Annotated in this window: 16 protein-coding genes; 6 read left to right on the forward strand and 10 right to left on the reverse strand. The window is 49.1% G+C overall.

The features are described from left to right. A complete protein-coding gene (locus KIU71_RS16775) occupies positions 1–612 on the reverse strand; it encodes an aminodeoxychorismate/anthranilate synthase component II (RefSeq protein WP_214132500.1) in 612 nt (203 codons plus the stop codon). After that, positions 609–2,210, reverse strand: a complete 1,602-nt coding sequence (locus KIU71_RS16780) for an anthranilate synthase component 1 (RefSeq protein ID WP_214132501.1) — start codon at positions 2,208–2,210, stop codon at positions 609–611. The genes KIU71_RS16775 and KIU71_RS16780 overlap by 4 nt, the downstream gene beginning before the upstream one ends. Positions 2,211–2,432: 222 nt before the next feature. Between KIU71_RS16780 and KIU71_RS16785 the strand changes: the two genes are divergently transcribed. The 5 genes from KIU71_RS16785 to rluB are packed head-to-tail and all read left to right on the forward strand — an operon-like array spanning position 2,433 to position 6,282. Continuing rightward, positions 2,433–3,302, forward strand: a complete 870-nt coding sequence (locus tag KIU71_RS16785; protein WP_250207606.1) for a PHP domain-containing protein — start codon at positions 2,433–2,435, stop codon at positions 3,300–3,302. A gap of 27 nt (positions 3,303–3,329) precedes the next feature. Beyond that, entirely contained in the window at positions 3,330–3,950 is a 621-nt protein-coding gene (locus KIU71_RS16790; RefSeq protein ID WP_214132505.1) for an L-threonylcarbamoyladenylate synthase, read from the forward strand. A gap of 3 nt (positions 3,951–3,953) precedes the next feature. Then, positions 3,954–4,787: a segregation and condensation protein A gene (locus KIU71_RS16795; RefSeq protein WP_214132506.1), complete on the forward strand. Its 834-nt coding sequence runs from the start codon at positions 3,954–3,956 to the stop codon at positions 4,785–4,787. Continuing rightward, positions 4,784–5,410, forward strand: a complete 627-nt coding sequence (scpB, locus tag KIU71_RS16800; protein WP_214132512.1) for an SMC-Scp complex subunit ScpB — start codon at positions 4,784–4,786, stop codon at positions 5,408–5,410. The genes KIU71_RS16795 and scpB overlap by 4 nt, the downstream gene beginning before the upstream one ends. After that, the gene (gene rluB, locus KIU71_RS16805) at positions 5,410–6,282 is read left to right on the forward strand and encodes a 23S rRNA pseudouridine(2605) synthase RluB (RefSeq protein ID WP_214132513.1); all 873 of its coding nucleotides are present in this window, start codon (positions 5,410–5,412) and stop codon (positions 6,280–6,282) included. Before scpB ends, rluB begins: the two co-directional genes overlap by 1 nt. A 16-nt stretch (positions 6,283–6,298) precedes the next feature. Here rluB and KIU71_RS16810 read toward each other — a convergent pair whose 3' ends face one another. The 8 genes from KIU71_RS16810 to KIU71_RS16845 all read right to left on the reverse strand — a co-directional run bounded on the left by KIU71_RS16810 (position 6,299) and on the right by KIU71_RS16845 (position 14,914). Further along, positions 6,299–7,000, reverse strand: a complete 702-nt coding sequence (locus KIU71_RS16810; RefSeq protein ID WP_214132514.1) for a hypothetical protein — start codon at positions 6,998–7,000, stop codon at positions 6,299–6,301. Between the two features lie 261 nt (positions 7,001–7,261). Then, positions 7,262–7,612 (reverse strand): outer membrane protein assembly factor BamE, encoded by a 351-nt coding sequence (locus KIU71_RS16815; RefSeq protein ID WP_214132519.1) that lies wholly within the window; start codon positions 7,610–7,612, stop codon positions 7,262–7,264. 170 nt (positions 7,613–7,782) lie between these two features. Next, on the reverse strand, positions 7,783–9,453 hold the full coding sequence (gene recN / locus KIU71_RS16820; RefSeq protein ID WP_214132521.1) for a DNA repair protein RecN: 1,671 nt from the start codon (positions 9,451–9,453) through the stop codon (positions 7,783–7,785). 134 nt (positions 9,454–9,587) lie between these two features. After that, a complete protein-coding gene (nadK, locus tag KIU71_RS16825; RefSeq protein ID WP_214132522.1) occupies positions 9,588–10,463 on the reverse strand; it encodes an NAD(+) kinase in 876 nt (291 codons plus the stop codon). Positions 10,464–10,518: 55 nt separating this feature from the next. Further along, positions 10,519–11,286 carry a 3-hydroxybutyrate dehydrogenase gene (locus KIU71_RS16830; protein WP_214132523.1) on the reverse strand — a complete coding sequence of 256 codons (768 nt, stop codon included), beginning with the start codon at positions 11,284–11,286 and terminating at the stop codon, positions 10,519–10,521. Next, positions 11,283–12,359, reverse strand: a complete 1,077-nt coding sequence (locus KIU71_RS16835) for an extracellular catalytic domain type 2 short-chain-length polyhydroxyalkanoate depolymerase (RefSeq protein WP_214132524.1) — start codon at positions 12,357–12,359, stop codon at positions 11,283–11,285. Before KIU71_RS16835 ends, KIU71_RS16830 begins: the two co-directional genes overlap by 4 nt. A 43-nt stretch (positions 12,360–12,402) precedes the next feature. Next, a complete protein-coding gene (locus KIU71_RS16840) occupies positions 12,403–13,605 on the reverse strand; it encodes an E22 family MetX-like putative esterase (RefSeq protein ID WP_214132525.1) in 1,203 nt (400 codons plus the stop codon). 13 nt (positions 13,606–13,618) lie between these two features. Continuing rightward, on the reverse strand, positions 13,619–14,914 hold the full coding sequence (locus KIU71_RS16845) for a GntP family permease (RefSeq protein WP_214132526.1): 1,296 nt from the start codon (positions 14,912–14,914) through the stop codon (positions 13,619–13,621). Between the two features lie 203 nt (positions 14,915–15,117). On the opposite strand from KIU71_RS16845, the gene KIU71_RS16850 reads away from it, so the two are divergent. Continuing rightward, positions 15,118–17,433: a TonB-dependent receptor gene (locus KIU71_RS16850; RefSeq protein WP_214132527.1), complete on the forward strand. Its 2,316-nt coding sequence runs from the start codon at positions 15,118–15,120 to the stop codon at positions 17,431–17,433. Positions 17,434–17,496 lie beyond the last annotated feature (63 nt).

The following is a 17,496-nucleotide window of genomic DNA, read 5'->3' on the forward strand; positions in this document are numbered from 1 at the left end:
TCAGTCCTGATTAGTGTCTTTGGGTGCGATAAGAAACTGCACAGCTTGCAGCAACAGTTGGCTACCCTGTGCGGTAAGGATGGATTCGGGATGAAACTGAAATCCGATCATTTTGTCAGCGGCATGATAGACCGCCATTGCCATGTTGTTGACTGTAGCGGTAACTTCAAGCTCCACCGGCATATTGTTGCCAATTAGCGAGTGATAGCGAGCGACAGGTAACGGCTGAGACACATGAGCAAACATCCGATCGCCGCAGTGCTCGATAGCGGATGATTTACCGTGAACAACTTCGCCTGCGCGTTCAATAACGCCACCATAGTGTTCAACAATGGCTTGATGGCCCAGACAAATACCCACCACGGGGAAGCGGCCTTTCACTTTCGCTAATAAGGCGGGCATACAGCCGGCGCTGGCGGGATTGCCCGGGCCAGGTGAGAGGACTAATACTACCGGTGAGACCGCGGATTGATGCTCCATTTGTGCAACGATGTAGTCGGCATCCACGGTATTACGAAAAATCTGCACGTCAAAGGCAAGGGTACGCAGTTCATCCACGAGGTTGTAAGAAAATGAATCGATGTTGTCGAGTAAAAATACGCAGGTTTTCATGATAGTGCTCCAGCGTGAGTCTGCTGGCTACTCAAGATCGCTGTGATCACAGCCTGCGCTTTACCGCGGGTTTCATCGGCTTCGGCTTGCGGAATGGAGTCATGTACGACACCGGCACCAGCCTGAATATAGGCCACTCCGTTGCGCACAAAGGCACTACGAATGACGATGCAGGAATCCATGTCGCCCTGACCATTTAGGTAACCCACGGCACCGCCATAACTTCCGCGCCGTTGCTTTTCTGTTTCTCGAATCAATGATGCGGCACTGACCTTGGGCGCACCAACAAGTGTGCCCATGTTCATGCACGCCTGATAGGCATGTAAGGCGTCTAAATCATCGCGCAGTTCACCGACCACTCGAGAAACCAAATGCATGACGTGCGAATACCGGTCAACTTTGAGCAAATCCTTAACATAACGAGTACCGGCCTTACTCACACGGGCTACATCATTGCGGGCTAAGTCAACCAACATAATATGTTCCGATGTTTCTTTACTGTCTTCGCGCAAATTCAATTCAATCCGACTGTCGAGATCGTGGTTTAAGCTACCGTCCGGACGTTTACCACGAGGCCGCGTGCCCGCAATAGGATAGATTTCAACGATGTTACTGATGGCAGAATACTTAAGCGCGGATTCAGGCGATGCGCCGAACATAGTAAAATCTGCATCTTTCAGAAAAAACATATAAGGGCTGGGGTTTTGTTGGCGCAGCGTCGCATAAGCATGTTCGGCAGAAGGGCAAGCGATGGAAAATGTGCGAGAGGGAACCACCTGAAAAATATCACCGGCCAAAATGTGTTCTTTCAGAAACTCTACATCTTTTACGTAATCACCATCAGACTTATCGACGCGCACACGCTTATCGCTAGCCGCCTGTGGTGCTGGCGCTAATGCGCTGGGTAATTGGCTGATCGCTGTTTGAATCGCTTCTACCCGTTGATTAATACGTAGATAGTTATCAGCTACGTTTGGCCCGGAAAATACACTCCCGACAATATCGGTTGTTTGTGCCTGATGATCAATTCTTAACAGGGTCTCGGCGACGTAAAACACGTAATCGGGGCAGGTATTTTCGCTATCGTCGACTGTAGGTAAGTCTTCAAACGTAGCGAGTAAATCGTAGGCAAAAACACCGCCCAAGAACACCGCATGAGGAACATCACGAATGGCTTTTATACCGTTAATGACAGCGCGTAAAGCGTCAAATACTGACGGGCTTTTTAGGCGAGTATCTTCGTCACTGTTCGGATCGCTGGGCGGGCACGAGAGCGTGATAGCACCACTGTCGTGAGAGACACAGGTTATTTGGGCGGGGCAGTTGGCTTTAATGATGTCAATGATGTTAGTGCCGTTACTGGTCACAGGGGAGCAGGTGACGTCTTGGTGCTGACATTCAATACGTAGCGCCGCATCTACCAACAACAGGCTCTTAAGATTGTCTTTACTGTCAATTTCAGCTGATTCGAGCAGCAGTGCGTAGGGGCTGTCTTTACACAACTCCGCATACGCAATAAGCGGGTCGCGAATGTAGCCTGCGGTTTGGCAAATGGATTCAACGCGCCCGGTCGTTGTGCCAAGTTGAGTTAAACTCATGTCCTAATTACTCCGTCCATCAGGTAAAAAAAAAGCCCGTAATCACGGGCTTTCGTCTATTTGCTGCGCACACGCGCACATCGCCCGATTCATTTCAGCGAGTGCCACCACCAGTTTGATGCAGTTGTGTGAGCCATTGTAAAAATATTCCTGTGATGCGCTTGGGCATTAATGGTAACGAGGCTATTCGCCGCGTATACTGTGCATATAGAAGAAAACAATTTGAGTCTTGTGTCAACCGTAAATTCATCTAGCCCGTTAAAAATTGACCTGCATAGCCACACGCGTCACTCCGATGGGCATCTCACGCCAGAGGAAATTGTTCAGCGTGCACATACGATGCAGGTAGACGTTTTGGCGATTACTGATCACGACACTGTCGCTGGGATAGCACCTGCACTGCGTTACCAACAGCGCCAGAAGCGGCCGTTAAACCTGATTGCGGGTATTGAACTGTCAACCCGTTGGCACGCGTTTGATATTCATATTATTGGGCTGAACATTGATCCGACTGACAGCGCGTTTCAGTCCCGCTTGGCATGTCAACACGAAACGCGACGTGCTCGCGCAGCGAACATTGCGCGCAAGTTGGGTCTGTGCGGTTTCGACGAGGCTGCAGAACAGGCTATCGACAGTGCACAGGGCGGTCAGGTAACGCGCTCGCATTTTGCCAAGGCTTTGGTGAGCGCGGGTATCGTGAAAGACAATGTGCAGGCGTTTAAGCAGTATCTAGGTAAAGGTAAGCGGGCTTATGTGGCAGCGCAGTGGATATCAATTCAAGAGGCCATAACATGGATTAAAGAGGCCGGTGGTCAAGCGGTGCTGGCGCATCCCAGCCATTATGACATGGCCACAAAGTGGCTACGTCGTTTGGTCAGCGAATTTGCACTCGCCGGTGGGCATGGCATTGAGCTCAGCTATCCCAATTTAACCAAAGAAAAACAGGCACTGCTCATTGAGATGGCGCGGTCGGCTGAATTGATGGGCTCTTCAGGCTCTGACTTTCACTTCCCCAGCCGATGGACAGAGCTAGGCAGGCGTTCAACTTTACCTGACGACATCACGCCAATATGGCATGATTGGAATCTATAACAAGAGGCAGCGCGGTTTCGCGATATTATGAGTCAGTTTTTTTACATACACCCAGATAACCCGCAGGTACGGCTATTGCGCCAAGCGGTCGAACTTATCCGAGACGGGCAAGTGGTGGTCTATCCGACCGATTCAGGTTATGCCATTGGCTGCCAAATGGACGACAAATCGGCGCTGGAACAACTCTGCCGTATTCGTGATATTGGTAAAGACCATAATTTTACCTTGATGTGTCGCGACATGTCGGAAATCTCAAACTATGCGCGTGTTGACAACACGGCGTTCCGACAAATCAAAAACAACACCCCCGGACCGTACACCTTCGTATTAAAGGCGACCAAGGAAGTTCCTAAGCGTTTGCAAAATCCGAAGCGAAAAACCATTGGTATTCGCGTACCGAACAATACGATTGCCCTGCAATTGCTGGAAGCGTTGGGTGAACCATTGATGTCGACGACTCTGTTGCTTCCGGGCGAAGACATTGCTGAATCAGATCCGGATGCGATCCGCGAAAAGCTGGAGAAACAGGTTGGTCTGATTATTCATGGGGGTTACCTAGGCGAGCAGCCGACGACCGTTATCGACATGTCGGAAGGCGAAAACACCATTATCCGCCTTGGCAGCGGTGATCCCAGCCCCTTTGAGTAGGTGATGGCCGACGATACGCGCGATCCAATCGGCCAAGAGCCTGTTCAACAGCCTCTGCCGCTGGCATTTGTTCATGGAGAGGCACTGATCGAGAAGCCCGAAGACTTGTATATTCCGCCAGATGCACTGGAGGTGATTCTTGATTCATTTGAGGGGCCACTGGACTTATTGCTGTATCTCATTCGTAAGCAAAAATTCGATATTGTCAGTATGCCAGTATTGAAAATAACTCAGCAGTACATGCAGTATGTGGATGTAATGCAGGAACTCAAACTTGAGCTTGCCGCAGAGTACCTGCTGATGGCGGCGATTTTAGCCGAAATAAAATCGCGTTTGTTACTGCCCAAACGTCCCGCCGAGGAAGAAGACGAAGGCGACCCTCGCGCTGAGTTGATGCGTCGTTTGAAAGAATATGAAGTCATTAAAAAGGCCGCTCATGATTTGGATAGACTGCCTAGAGCTGAACGTGACCATTTCACGGCAAGCGCCATACCGGCGGACAGTATTGAGCCGATCCGCCTGTTGCCGCACACCTCACTCCAGGAGTTAACCTTAGCGTTTCAGGCGGCCATGCAACGCGCCAAAGCATTTGAACACCATCATATTGCCAAAGAGACGCTCTCGACACGTGAACGTATGGCCGCAATTTTACAGCGTTTATCGCTGCAGCAGTACACGCCGATGCAGCACCTTTACACGGTTGAAGAAGGCAGGACTGGTGTGGTCGTGACATTTCTGGCGCTCCTCGAACTGACGAAAGAGGGGCTGGTAGACTGTATTCAGGCTGAGGCGTATTCACACGTTCACGTCAAACTGAAATCGAATGATTTGCTATGACAAGTATCTCTAAAAAGCAGTTAAAACAGTTGGTTGAGGCCGCTATTTTTGTGGCTGATGAGCCTTTGTCTAAAGCCCGCTTGCAACAAACCTGCTTGGCGGATTTCAATGTATCGACACTGCAATTGAATAAGGTGCTAAACGAGCTCACCGAAGATTATGCGTCACGTGGTATTCAGTTGGTCGAGCTGGCCTCAGGGTATCGTTTCCAATCCAATGATGCATTGAGTCCGTGGTTATCAACATTGTGGCAAGAGAATGCGCCACGTTTATCGCGTGCTTTATTGGAAACACTGGCGTTAATTGCCTACCGTCAACCCATCACTCGCGGTGAAATTGAAGATGTTCGCGGCGTTGCTGTGAGTAGTAATATCATGCGAACCCTGATGGAGCGTGAGTGGGTGAAAGCCATTGGCCACAAGGAAGTTCCGGGTCGGCCGGCGCTTTATGCGACTACCGATCGGTTTTTAGACTATTTTGGGTTAAAATCGTTAAACGAATTACCGACTGAAGCTGCATTTGACGCGTTACTGTCCGACAATCAGACAGCAGACGATGCTTCTCCACCGACTACTATGGGGGATCGAGATCCCGATGAACCCAGTAAAGAGCATTTACATTAATGAGTGAAAAACTACAAAAAATCCTCGCAACCTACGGCTTAGGTTCACGTCGTGAGATGGAAAAATGGATAGCAGATGGTCGGGTCTCTGTGGATGGCACCACGGCGACACTGGGTGACCGCGCCGAAGCTTCAGCGCAGATCCGCGTGGATGGGCATATCATCACGGGCGTGGATAAAGAAACCTCCTGCCGCGTGCTGATGTACAACAAACCTGAGGGCGAATTATGCAGCCGCAGCGATCCACAAGGTCGTAGCACTGTTTTTGACCGCTTACCCCAGATCAAACCCGGCCGATGGATCGCCGTCGGGCGCTTAGATATTAATACATCCGGTTTGTTGCTGTTCACCAACGATGGTGAGTTGGCAAATCGATTGATGCACCCTAAACATGAAGTGGAGCGCGAATACGCCGTGCGCGTGTTCGGAGAGGTTGGCCCGACGCATATTAAAGCGCTCAAAAAAGGCGTTAAGCTGGATGATGGCGTGGCTAAATTTACTTCCATCAAAGCAAAATCACGTTCCAGTGAGGATGAAAGTCTGAATCAGTGGTTCAACGTAACCCTGTCGGAAGGCAGAAATCGTGAAGTTCGCCGCTTGTGGGAGTCTCAAGGGGCGCAGGTAAGCCGACTTATCCGTGTTCGTTATGGTGCGCTGGAACTGAAAAAGCGATTACCTCAGGGAGCATGGATCGAACTGGGGCTGGATGATATCAATGCACTAAGAGGCATGGTGAAACTTCAACCGGAGACTGAATCGAAGGTCGTCGATAAACTTTCTCAGCTTGATCATGCGCGCTTGTCTCGCATGCGTCGTTCAGTAAAAAAACATAAATTGATCAAAGCGCGTCATCATAAATTTCAAACGAAATAACGTTGTTAACGGGTATTTATTCTCCGCTGAAACGTCTGACCACTTTAGCCGCCGTTGTTGCATCGTCTATGACTAAATTGACATCACGGTGCAGCACGATTTCACCACTCACTTCGCTTCCTTTTTCGATTCGAAGTGTGGGTTTGTTTTGCTGGTTCCAACCTTTATTGTTTGAACGTTCATAAATAATATCGCCCATAACAACGCTGTTATTAAATAGATGGATGTCACCATTAACCGTTTCAACGTCTTCTCCTACAAGCGTATTGTTCAATGAAATATCACCGTTGACGGTTTCGACATCCCCCGACACATCACCAGCGGCATCAATGCTGATATCGCCGTTAACAGACTCTACGTCATCGTGGGCTTTAAAACGCTCTCCTATTTGAATGTCGCCGTTGACTATTTCAACGGACTCAACGGTCACGTCGTTTTTAATCGATATGCTGCCATTGACCGTGGACACTTCCTGAGCCGTTACCCTGTTGTGCAATGTTACGCTGCCGTTGACCGACGATACATCGTTGACTTGTTTGCCTTCCGACACAGATACGTCACCTAACACACTGCTCATTGACCTATCATCCTCTAAATCGAATTCATAATCGCCTTTTGCAGGGCCACCCACATGAATAATACAGCCTGACAAAAGCGTTACTGATGATGCAATTACGAGCGCGGATACAAGAGTTTTTTTAGTATGAGGTAAAGTCATGGTCGATTTCCTTAGTGTTGTAATTAACGATACTTGTTGGTGTCGTCGTCATTTCTGTGGTGGCATTGCACCAACTGTGCCAGTCTAAAATAACTAAGTAAATCAATTGGATAAATAGTTTTACGGCCGCATATGTTGCATATTTAGTAGCGCAACAAGCGAAAAGTTCGCGTAAATGACTAAAGGCTAACGAGCCAATACAGCTCACAAAAAAGCCGCGATACTGGCGTCATCGCGGCTGCATGAATAGGGTAAGTAAACTTATTGGTCGAGCGGTGTGTTAAAGTCTTCCGATAGTTCAAAGTCACCTTCGACTTTGGCCACTTTGTCATCCTCGAAATCAATAATCAAAGACTTTTTAAAATCTTCACCACGCTTGCTCATACCGCGCTTCATTTCATACAGGTAATACCAGGTATCATGGTCAAAAGAATCTTGAACGACAGGGTTTCCAAGCACGTAAATAACCTGTTCTTTATTCATACCAATGCGCAATTTTTTAACGTCGCGTTCGTCCAAAAAGTTTCCCTGAGGAACATCGATACGATAGATCCAGTTTGAGCAACCTGAAAGAAACAGTGATAACGACAAAATGACAGCAAAAAACTTCATGCGAACCTTAATGAGTAAAGTGATTAAAATGGCACCGTATTGCGCCAACGCAGCCTAAACGCTGAACTGGGCAACGCGCCGAGCATGCTACCTCAGCACGGTATGACCAATCAATAACTAATTAGTTCGATCGCAATAAACGCCCGCCCAGCCAAAACGCGGCTCACGCTTTATTGAGCAACATTTTCCAGTAAAGAGCGCGCGTTAGATAACGCACTTTCTGTGACCTTATCACCGGCCAATAGGCGCGCTAATTCAGAAATCCTGTCGTCTGCGCTCAGGTTGAGTATCTGTGTTTCGGTGTTATTTCCCGTTACCTGCTTAGTCACAAACAGTTGGTTGTGTGCCTGAGCCGCTACTTGGGGTAAGTGAGTGACGCACAGTACTTGCGCATGCTTACCCATGGTACGCAGTAACTGACCAACAATGCTCGCCGTTGGGCCACTGATGCCCGTATCAACCTCATCGAAAATTAAGGTCGGTATCGCGCCGTTATTCGATGCAATAACGTGCATCGCTAACCCGATGCGGGCCAACTCTCCACCCGATACCACTTTATCTAAACTGTCGGCCTTCTGACCTGGGTTGGTTGCGATTAAAAACGTCACATCATCGCTGCCTAACGCGCTGCGCTTCTCGGGCGAAAACGCGACGTCGATACTGAGTGTTGCATGCGGCATGTTCATGCGCTGTATTTGCGTTTCAATCGCCGCTGCCAGCTCTATTGCATGCGCCTGGCGAGACTCACTCAAGCGTTGTGCTGCTTGATTGTAATCAGCCTTTAGCTTATCAAGACGGGTTTGCATGTCTTCCAGTTCGTCACTGGCATTATGAATATCGCTCAGTTCTTGTGCCAGTGTCATATGGTGCGAATACAACATTTCCGGCATCACCTGATGCTTTCTGGCCAGTTCGTTAACTTTGTCGAAGCGGGCTTGAACCTCAGCAATTTCAGCAGGATCAACGTCCAAATCTTCGTTATAAGCGCGCAGCTCAGTGGCAGCCTCTTTAACCTGAATGGCTGCTTCGTTGAGGAGACTCACAATGGGTTCAAGTGCGGGATCGCTGTCACACAAATCTTGCAGGCTATCGACGCTTTGCTGAATGGCGCTGAGAGCATTAAATTCATCATCGTCATAAAGACGCGCATAACTGTGTTGTGTCTCTTCTAACAATGCCTGGCTGTTACTCAAGCGCTTGTGTTCTATTTCCAGTGATTCAAATTCAGTATCGCCCAAACCAAACTCATCAAGTTCACTAACCTGATAGCTCAACAGTTGAACGCGATCTTCTCGAGCCTGTGCCTGGGACTGTAAATATTCAAAGCGCGATTGCGCTTCATTCAATACTTTGTAGGCGGACTGTGTCTGAGTGACCAGTTCTGGATGCTCTGCGAAATTATCCAACAACTGTCGCTGAACTGAATCTTTTAACAATGACTGGTGCGCATTCTGACCGTGAATACTGATCAGAAACGCGCCGAGTTGTTTGAGCTGCTGCAACGACACCGGAATACCGTTGATAAATGCCTTAGAACGCCCCTCAGCCGAAATAACACGGCGTATAAAACATTCTCCCTCATCGTCAAGTTCGTGCTCAACCAACCACTGCTGAACTTTCGTGCGATTATTGATATCGAAATGCGCGATGATCTCTGCCTTCGCAGCACCAGAGCGCACCATATTGGCGTCTGCACGCCCTCCAATACATAGAGAAAGCGCATCAATACCAATGGATTTGCCCGCACCCGTTTCACCGGTAATCGCAGACATACCCTCTGCCAGCGAAAGACTGATATTTTTAACGACAGCAAAATTCTGAATGGACAAATGAGTCAGCATAATTAACAACTAGGTTTATATACAGTATGTGTAAATATATACAGTATTTGGCGTTTGTAAAGGGGGGCAGGAAAAAACTGTCATCTTTTACTCAGTCCCTGTATCAGGGCCTACAAACAACAATGCCAACCATCTCAATACAGTTTGCTGCCCCAGCCGAGCTTGTTCCGCAACACGGTGAAGTAGTTGTACCCTTTGGGATGAACCAGCGATAAGCGGTCAGGGTTTTTGCGCACGCGTATTTCGTCGCCTGGCAGCACGGGGAGAACAATATGACTGTCGCAGCTTACCTGTAAATTACTGCTATTGACTTTGGATACACGCATCGATACCGCGCTGTTGGCGTCGACAACAATAGGGCGGCTACTTAATGTATGCGGAAACATTGGCACCAAGGTTAATGCATCTAATTTAGGCATAAGAATTGGCCCACCACCACTGAGTGAATAGGCGGTCGAGCCTGTCGGCGTGGCGATAATCAAACCGTCGGATCGTTGCGAAAATACAAATTGGTCGTCGATATAAACTTCAAACTCCATCATGTGCGCCACTTTGCCGTGGTGCAGCACGACTTCATTGACGGCTGAGCTAGCGCTTTTTAACTTTTCATGACGGAACACTTCCACTTCGAGTAAAAAGCGCTGTTCGGTGACGCTGTCACCGTTGAAAATTAAATCCAACTGTTGCTGAATATCGTCGGGGTTGATGTCTGTGAGAAACCCAAGATTGCCGCGGTTTACTCCCACAACGTCGACATTGAAACGGGCCAGCACGCGCGCAGCGCCAATCATTTTCCCATCACCACCGACAACAATGGCTAAGTCGGCTTGCTTACCAATATCAACCAGGCTGCACGGAATAATATCGTTACCTGCAAATTCTTCCGCAATGTGCTCTTCAATCAATACGGTGCAATCGCGGGCACGCAGATAATCAATAACCGCTGCAAGGCTAATTTGTGTGCCTTCGTGTGCAGATTTCCCAATCAAACCAACGGTTTTATACGCCATATGTGAGTCACTAAAGTCGCAGATAATGGCTGCACGTTAGCATAATTTATGTCGCCTAGCGACAGGTCCAGCCACCATCTAAAATCAGCGTTTGTCCGGTGATGTTGCGAGCGGAGTTGCTGAGCAAAAACAACGCCGTATCTGCCAGTTCGTTCACGTCAATAAACGCTTTTTTCGGCATCGGCTCTAGCATGATTTTGTTGATAACATCGGCTTCACTAATCTTGTTCTCGAGCGCTTGCGCTTTGATTTGTTGCTCTACCAACGGCGTTTTAACATAGGCAGGGCAGAGAGTATTAATCGTTACATCGCAGTCGCCGGTCTCCAGTGCCACGGTTTTCGCGAAACCGAGTAGGCCATGCTTCGCCGCAACATAGGCAGATTTAAACGGCGATGCTATCACCGAGTGGATCGAGCCCACGTTAATGATCCGTCCAAAATTCTGTGCGCGCATGTGAGGCAAAAATGCCTGCGTCAATAACGCTGGCCCAACGAGCATAACATTGATCAATTGTTGCCATTTATGTGCTGGAAAATCCTCCAGTTTCGCAACGTGCTGTATACCTGCGTTGTTGATTAGCACATCCACCGGTGTATCGGCGAGTATGTCGGGCAGCGCCGCCACGTCGTCAGCGTTACACACATCCACGCCCACCGCGTTTGCCGAAAAGCCTTGCCCGCTCAGCTTGTCAGCCGCAGCCTGAGCGGCGGCTTTGTTCACATCGGCAATAATCACAAAGAAACCGGACTGCGCCAGCTTCTCGGCAATGCCATAACCGATGCCACTGGCACCCCCGGTGATCAATACATTTTTAGTGGTCATTGAGATTTTTCCTTAAAACTGTTTGCAGCTAATGCGCGCGCCATATTCTCCACGGCGATGATCTGCGGGCCATTCTTGTTCGCGTAGTTTTCGTCAGTGTATCCCCACCAATCCCAGCAACCTTGCGGATTGAGAGGCATAAACAAAGACTTTTTCGTTTGCGGATAAAGCACGACCATTTGATTGGTGTCGGCCCACGCATTGAGTCCTGTTTGGGTGGCGTAGGCGTCACCCACGGCCCCCATGTATTGGTTGCAGCCATGAAAACTGATGTGTAGCTCACAGCTTCCGCTAGCGTTGTCTTGTTCACACTCGGTGGGCACATAGACAACCCCTTCATCCGCCAGTGAACTTGCTGCTTCCTTTCCTAGCGCTTGCTGATCAAAACGATAAAGTTTGCCGCTGGATTGGGTTGGCTTGTCTGCCAGAGGGCCGCGAATATGTGTCAGCAACGCGCCGGCAGCATCATAGTCGCATGCGCCTATAAACGGAGCGGCAGATTGATCGCACTGCGTGCCGTTTTGCTCGGTGGGGAAATGATGCGCAAAGGGTTTATCATTCACATAACGCACATGCTCTTCGCCAGCCCACTGAGTATACTGCGCAACAAGTGCGTCAGCGGCGCCACGGTTGACCGTGGTGTCAGCGGTACCATGCAGGATCCATACTTTGCTACCGGCAAGATGCTCAAGAGGCGCTATGACCCCCGCGTCTTCATATAAGGTGGCTTGTTGTGATAGCGCATCAACCTCAATTGGTGGTTCCATTTTAGACACGCACTGACTTAACGCGATGCCGATATCGCCTTGTGCACAAAAATACGGGCCTGCACCAATCACACCAATACCAGTGACCCAGTCACTGTGGGCAAGATGGAATTGAGTCGCCATGTAACCTCCCGATGAGAGGCCACTTACCGTCGTGTTCTCCAACGTAAGATTGAGCGCCGGTAACGTTTCTGCTGCAATCGAATGCGACCCGCAGGCAAACAGAGATGTCAGGCTAAGCGCCAGTGCTTTGCATTTCGCTAAGCGTTTTTTGCTCGAACGTGGTGATTGAGTGAGTGTTGTCATGGAAATCCTTTATCGTAACGATGATCAAATAATTGGCGCAATTTTAGCGTGCAGGTGAATCGAGAAACTGTTTAATTTTTTCTGCTTGCTGTTGTATCCCAACCACACCCTCAAGATGCCCCAGCGTACCGTTAAGTTCCGCATACTCAACCGCTTTGCCTTGTGCCGCCATTGCCGTGTATGCGCTGTGGGCGTGGTAGGGCATGAGTAGCAAGTCTGTTGATGCCGGGAGAAATAGGGTTTTCGCCTGAATGTCGGCGAGTCCGGTTTTGAGTGAGTCTTTCTGACCTGCCATAAAAAGCTGGCACGCACGAACCAGATAGAGAAGATGATTCGCATCCATCATGGATGCGCGCTTCGCTGCGCGTTGGTAGAGCCAATCAGTGATGGCATGATCAGCGCGAATGTCATTTAATGGCGCATTTTCAAGCGGTGAATGTGCCAGTGCTTTCCCTTGCTGATTAAAGTATTCCGGCGTTAACGCCACTTGGGTGATGAACATGAGTGCGGCGGTCAGGCCTTCCAATGGTGGCTGATCCCCATAGTAGTTGCCGTTATTCCATAGCGGATCGAGTTTGATGGGAATGGCCCATTGTTCAAGCGCGGTAGTGGTCCAGGCATCGCTTTGTGCCGAGCCGATCACGGAAATGAGCCTTTCTACCCACTCTGGATAGGCGCTGGCCCATTCGATAGCTTGCATTGAGCCCATAGATGGGCCGACAACCGCATGCAGTTGGTTGATGCCCAGTGACTCCAGTAGCGCTTTTTGTACATTTACCATGTCGCGCATGGTGACCACTGGGAAGTCAAGCCCATAGGGTTTGCCAGTCTGCGGGTTCGTAGAAGCGGGTCCGGTTGTGATGACATTTGGGTCATGAACACCCAGATTAGCAATTGCATCAACGCTAACAACAAAATACGTGTTGGTGTCGATAGCCTTCCCAGGGCCGATGATTGCATCCCAGTAACCTGGCGTTGAGTCGCTTTTTGAATACTTCCCAGCGGCGTGCGAGCTGCCGGTAAAGTAGTGGGTTATTAGAACAACATTGTTCTTGTCCTCATTTAGCGTGCCGTAACTTTCCCAGCCTACGGCGAGCATAGGGATTTGTTTGCCATTAAAAAAGGTGAAGTTCTGTACTTCAAACCGCTGTTTCTCGACGAAAAGTGTCGTGTCATCAGCGTGAGAAACAACAGGAAATAGCAACGCGCTAAGGAGCGCGATCAGAAAAACGTGAGTTCTCAGCACAACAATATCTCCCTTAAAACACGCTAAATAAAGCAATAGCCATGATAACGCCAATCATCGGGATCACTACCGTCAATGCGGCAAGGGGCCAATACGCCGCCTGATGAGTCTCGCCACAAATAGCGCGAATGGTCGTCACAACATAGCCGTTATGCGGTAGCGAGTCGAGAGCACCCGAAGAAATTGACACAATGCGGTGTAATTCCTCTGGGTCGACGCCTTGATCGATATAATGCGGGCCAACGAGCGGCAATGCGATCGCTTGCCCACCCGATGCTGATCCCGTCAGCCCCGCAATAACGCTGACGGCAATTGCAGCACCAATCAATTCGTTGCCGGGTATTTGGGTCATCACCTCAACGGTTTGTTGAAAAGCGGTGGTTGATTTGGCGATAGCACCAAACCCAACAACGGCGGCCGTGTTCCCAATGGCCAACAGTGCTCCCGTGGTGCCGAGGTTAACCGCCTGCGGTAAGTTGTGGAAGTGTTTAAAATTTATTGCCATTAACGTGAGCACACCGCCCCCTAAGGCAACAATGAGCGCGAGTTGTGCCAGTGATTCATGTAGCGTAAAGGATAATACCAACACCACCATGAGCGGAATGATACCGGTGACAGGGTGGGGATATTCACGCTCAGGGATCTTCGGATCGGTGTCACGCGCTTCAAACCTTTCGCCCTCGGCAACAGCTTTGCCAATCATTCGCTTCAGCCACCAATAGCCGAATGTTGCCATAAAAATAGCAACGACAAGGCTGACTTCCCAGCCTGCAAACGGGGATGTACCTAGGTATTTTATGGGGATCCAGTTCTGAATTTCCGGTGAGCCCGCCGAGGTCATCGTAAAAGTGACCGAGCCAAATGCTAATGTGGCGGGAATGAAACGGCGCGGCAAATTGGCGTCTTTAAACAGACTGATCGCCATCGGATAGACCGAAAATGCAACGATGAATACGCTTACGCCACCGTAAGTGAGTATCGCACACGCGATAACTACTGCTAACACGGCTTGTTGGTAGCCTAATTTATTGATTATCCAGCGGGCAACTGAATCCGCAGCGCCGGTGTCTTCCATAAATTTACCGAACAAAGCGCCGAGTAAAAACATAAAAAACCAACTTGCGATAAAGCCTGTAAAGCCTTGCATGTAGGTGGTTACAAAATTACTGTCGCCTAAAAAAACGGGTAGACCACTGGTTAGTGCAACGATAAGTGCACATAAAGGCGCAGCGATAAATAAATTCATTCCGCGAATGGTGAGGATAATCAGTAGTGCAAGACCGCCAATCAAACCGAATAAACTGAGCATAATGGTTTCCTATTGAGTGCTGTGACCGCAGCCTCTTGAAAACGATGGACATTGTGTCTGCTAAACATTTTATTGCCCATAGTACCATCGTACTACATACGTTAACGTCAGTTTCACATACATTTAACACCAGACCGCAGCCCTGTATCAGCAGCAGCATGTAACAACGATTAATAGAATGATGACAAACAAGGGACACAACCATGCAAACTCAACCCAATAAAATAACGAATTCACGTTGCTTTAGCCGAAGTGCCTGCGCCGTAGCAATTGCAACCGCAATGTGCTCTGCGCCGGTATTCGCTCAGCAGACCGGCGACACAGAGCCCGCTGCGGAGAGAAAGCTTGAGCGGATTGAAGTCACCGCGCGTAAAACTGTTGAATCATTACAGGAAGTTCCGGTAGCGATCACTTCGCTGGGTGAGCAAGAACTCGCTGAAAAAGGCATCTCGGTGCTGACCGAACTGCAGCAGTTTTCCCCGAATACCACACTACAAACCAGCCGTGGAACAAACTCAACGCTAACGGCGTTTATTCGTGGGTTGGGGCAGCAGGACCCGCTGTGGGGATATGAGCCAGGTGTTGGTATTTACATTGATGATGTTTACTTAGCGCGTCCGCAAGGTGCCGTACTTGATTTGCTTGACGTTCAACGTATTGAAGTATTGCGTGGACCACAAGGCACCTTATACGGTAAAAACACGATTGGCGGCGCGGTTAAGTACGTCACTAAAGAGATGACGGGTGATACTTCGTTAACGGTTCAAGGAACAGTCGGTAGTTATTCGCAGAAAGACTTGAAAGTGACGGGGCAATTGCCAGTCATTGACGACACGTTATTCATTGGTTTTGGCTATGCGGATTTGAGTCGCGACGGATTTGGTACTTTCTTGCAATCAGCACTACCGGATCAAGATCTGGAAAACTACAACAAGGATTTGTGGGCGGCGCGTTTGTCGGTTGAGTTACACCCCGCTGATGACTTGTTTATTCGTGTAGGCTGGGACAAAACCAAAGATACGTCAAATGCTAAAGGCGGCTATCGTCTTATGCCAAGTCTACTAACCGATGCGCCTGTGCCGGATAGCGTGTTTGATTCCTACACCAGTTTGCCGACATTCAATGAAGTGACACTAGAAGGGCTGAGCTGGCTGATCCGCTATGATGTTAGCGACAATTTAGAGCTTAAATATATCGGCTCAGATCGGGAAAGCTATTCACCTACCAATATTGACTTTGACAACACGGCGTTAGACATTTTCGATGTACCTGCTGAATACGATGACAGCAATACCACCCACGAGGTACAAGCGAATTATGACAATGGCAATTGGTCTGTTGTCAGCGGTGTGTATCTTTATGACGGCGAGTCGTGCGGAAACTTCGATGCGATTTTAGGGTTTTTGGGCCGCGAAGCGTTTGGTACGCCAGGCTTAACCCGTGAAGTCAGCGGTTGCAATAACAGCGATAGCTGGGCGGTGTATTCACAAGCCAGCTTTAACTTAACCGATCAGCTTTCCATGTCGATAGGCGCGCGTTACACCGATGAAGAGAAACAAGCGACGGTAAATAATGGGCTGATTTTCGACAACGTTTATCCCTCCACTGGTTGGATACCGGGTTATGTTCGACCTGCTGGGGATTTGGTTCCTCAGGTACTTGGCACTGATACCGATGGCGACGGTGTACTTGATGCGCCAGCCGTTGACAGTTGGTCGCGCTTCACGCCACGTGTAGGAATCGAATATCAAGTCAACAGAGACTTAATGTTTTACGCCAGCTACTCACAGGGTTTCAAATCCGGTACGTTTAACCCGCGCGCTTCAACGCAGGAGCCCGGTGTTAAGCCAGAGGTTGTTGACTCTTATGAAGTGGGCATGAAGAGTGATTGGGGCTCGAATTTCCGTGCCAACGTCACCTTGTTTGCCTATGACCATTCTGACCGTCAGTACATCGGCGTAGAAGGCAATAGTGATGATCCAACCGCATTGCAACAGCGCTTGCGCAATGCTGCGGAAACCTCAGCCGAGGGGATCGAAACCGAATTCACTTACATTGCAACAGACGATCTAACCTTTGGCCTATCAGCGGGCTATATCGACTTTGAGATCAAGCGCAACGACGCCATACCGCCGCTAATTGGTTTATCCAACACGCCTGAGTTTACCTATAACTTTTCGGCAAACTACATATTGGAAACGGGTATCGGTGATATTGTCTTCAATGCGAATTACTACTATCGCGACGACTATCTCATCTTTGAAACCAGTGACCTTATTCAGCAGGAAGGCTACGGGCTGGTTAATGTCAGCGCCAGTTGGGAAAGTATGGACGGTAGCTGGTTTGCCAGCTTACACGGCAAAAACCTGACCGATAAAGAGTATGTCATTGGCGGTTACGATTTTGTCACGCAAAATGAAGATGGGACGCTTGGCCCGGGCCTAGGTGGTGATACGACACTGATTGGCTACTACGGTGACCCGCGTACAGTTCATTTAACCGTCGGATATCGGTTTTAAGTTTTCAAACTAGCTTCATGTGTGTACCTTGGCGGCTTCGGCCGCCTTTTTTGTGATAACATT

This window comes from Alteromonas oceanisediminis (assembly GCF_018474025.1).
In the GTDB taxonomy this organism is placed as follows: domain Bacteria; phylum Pseudomonadota; class Gammaproteobacteria; order Enterobacterales; family Alteromonadaceae; genus Alteromonas_E; species Alteromonas_E oceanisediminis.

Excerpts from the sequence above, each read along its gene's own strand:
- KIU71_RS16775 (WP_214132500.1), bottom strand. The coding sequence starts at position 612 with ATGAAAACCTGCGTATTTTTACTCGACAACATCGATTCATTTTCTTAC.
- KIU71_RS16780 (WP_214132501.1), bottom strand. The coding sequence starts at position 2,210 with ATGAGTTTAACTCAACTTGGCACAACGACCGGGCGCGTTGAATCCATT.
- KIU71_RS16790 (WP_214132505.1), top strand. The coding sequence starts at position 3,330 with ATGAGTCAGTTTTTTTACATACACCCAGATAACCCGCAGGTACGGCTA.
- KIU71_RS16795 (WP_214132506.1), top strand. The coding sequence starts at position 3,954 with ATGGCCGACGATACGCGCGATCCAATCGGCCAAGAGCCTGTTCAACAG.
- scpB (WP_214132512.1), top strand. The coding sequence starts at position 4,784 with ATGACAAGTATCTCTAAAAAGCAGTTAAAACAGTTGGTTGAGGCCGCT.
- rluB (WP_214132513.1), top strand. The coding sequence starts at position 5,410 with ATGAGTGAAAAACTACAAAAAATCCTCGCAACCTACGGCTTAGGTTCA.
- KIU71_RS16810 (WP_214132514.1), bottom strand. The coding sequence starts at position 7,000 with ATGACTTTACCTCATACTAAAAAAACTCTTGTATCCGCGCTCGTAATT.
- KIU71_RS16815 (WP_214132519.1), bottom strand. The coding sequence starts at position 7,612 with ATGAAGTTTTTTGCTGTCATTTTGTCGTTATCACTGTTTCTTTCAGGT.
- recN (WP_214132521.1), bottom strand. The coding sequence starts at position 9,453 with ATGCTGACTCATTTGTCCATTCAGAATTTTGCTGTCGTTAAAAATATC.
- nadK (WP_214132522.1), bottom strand. The coding sequence starts at position 10,463 with ATGGCGTATAAAACCGTTGGTTTGATTGGGAAATCTGCACACGAAGGC.
- KIU71_RS16830 (WP_214132523.1), bottom strand. The coding sequence starts at position 11,286 with ATGACCACTAAAAATGTATTGATCACCGGGGGTGCCAGTGGCATCGGT.
- KIU71_RS16835 (WP_214132524.1), bottom strand. The coding sequence starts at position 12,359 with ATGACAACACTCACTCAATCACCACGTTCGAGCAAAAAACGCTTAGCG.
- KIU71_RS16845 (WP_214132526.1), bottom strand. The coding sequence starts at position 14,914 with ATGCTCAGTTTATTCGGTTTGATTGGCGGTCTTGCACTACTGATTATC.
- KIU71_RS16850 (WP_214132527.1), top strand. The coding sequence starts at position 15,118 with ATGCAAACTCAACCCAATAAAATAACGAATTCACGTTGCTTTAGCCGA.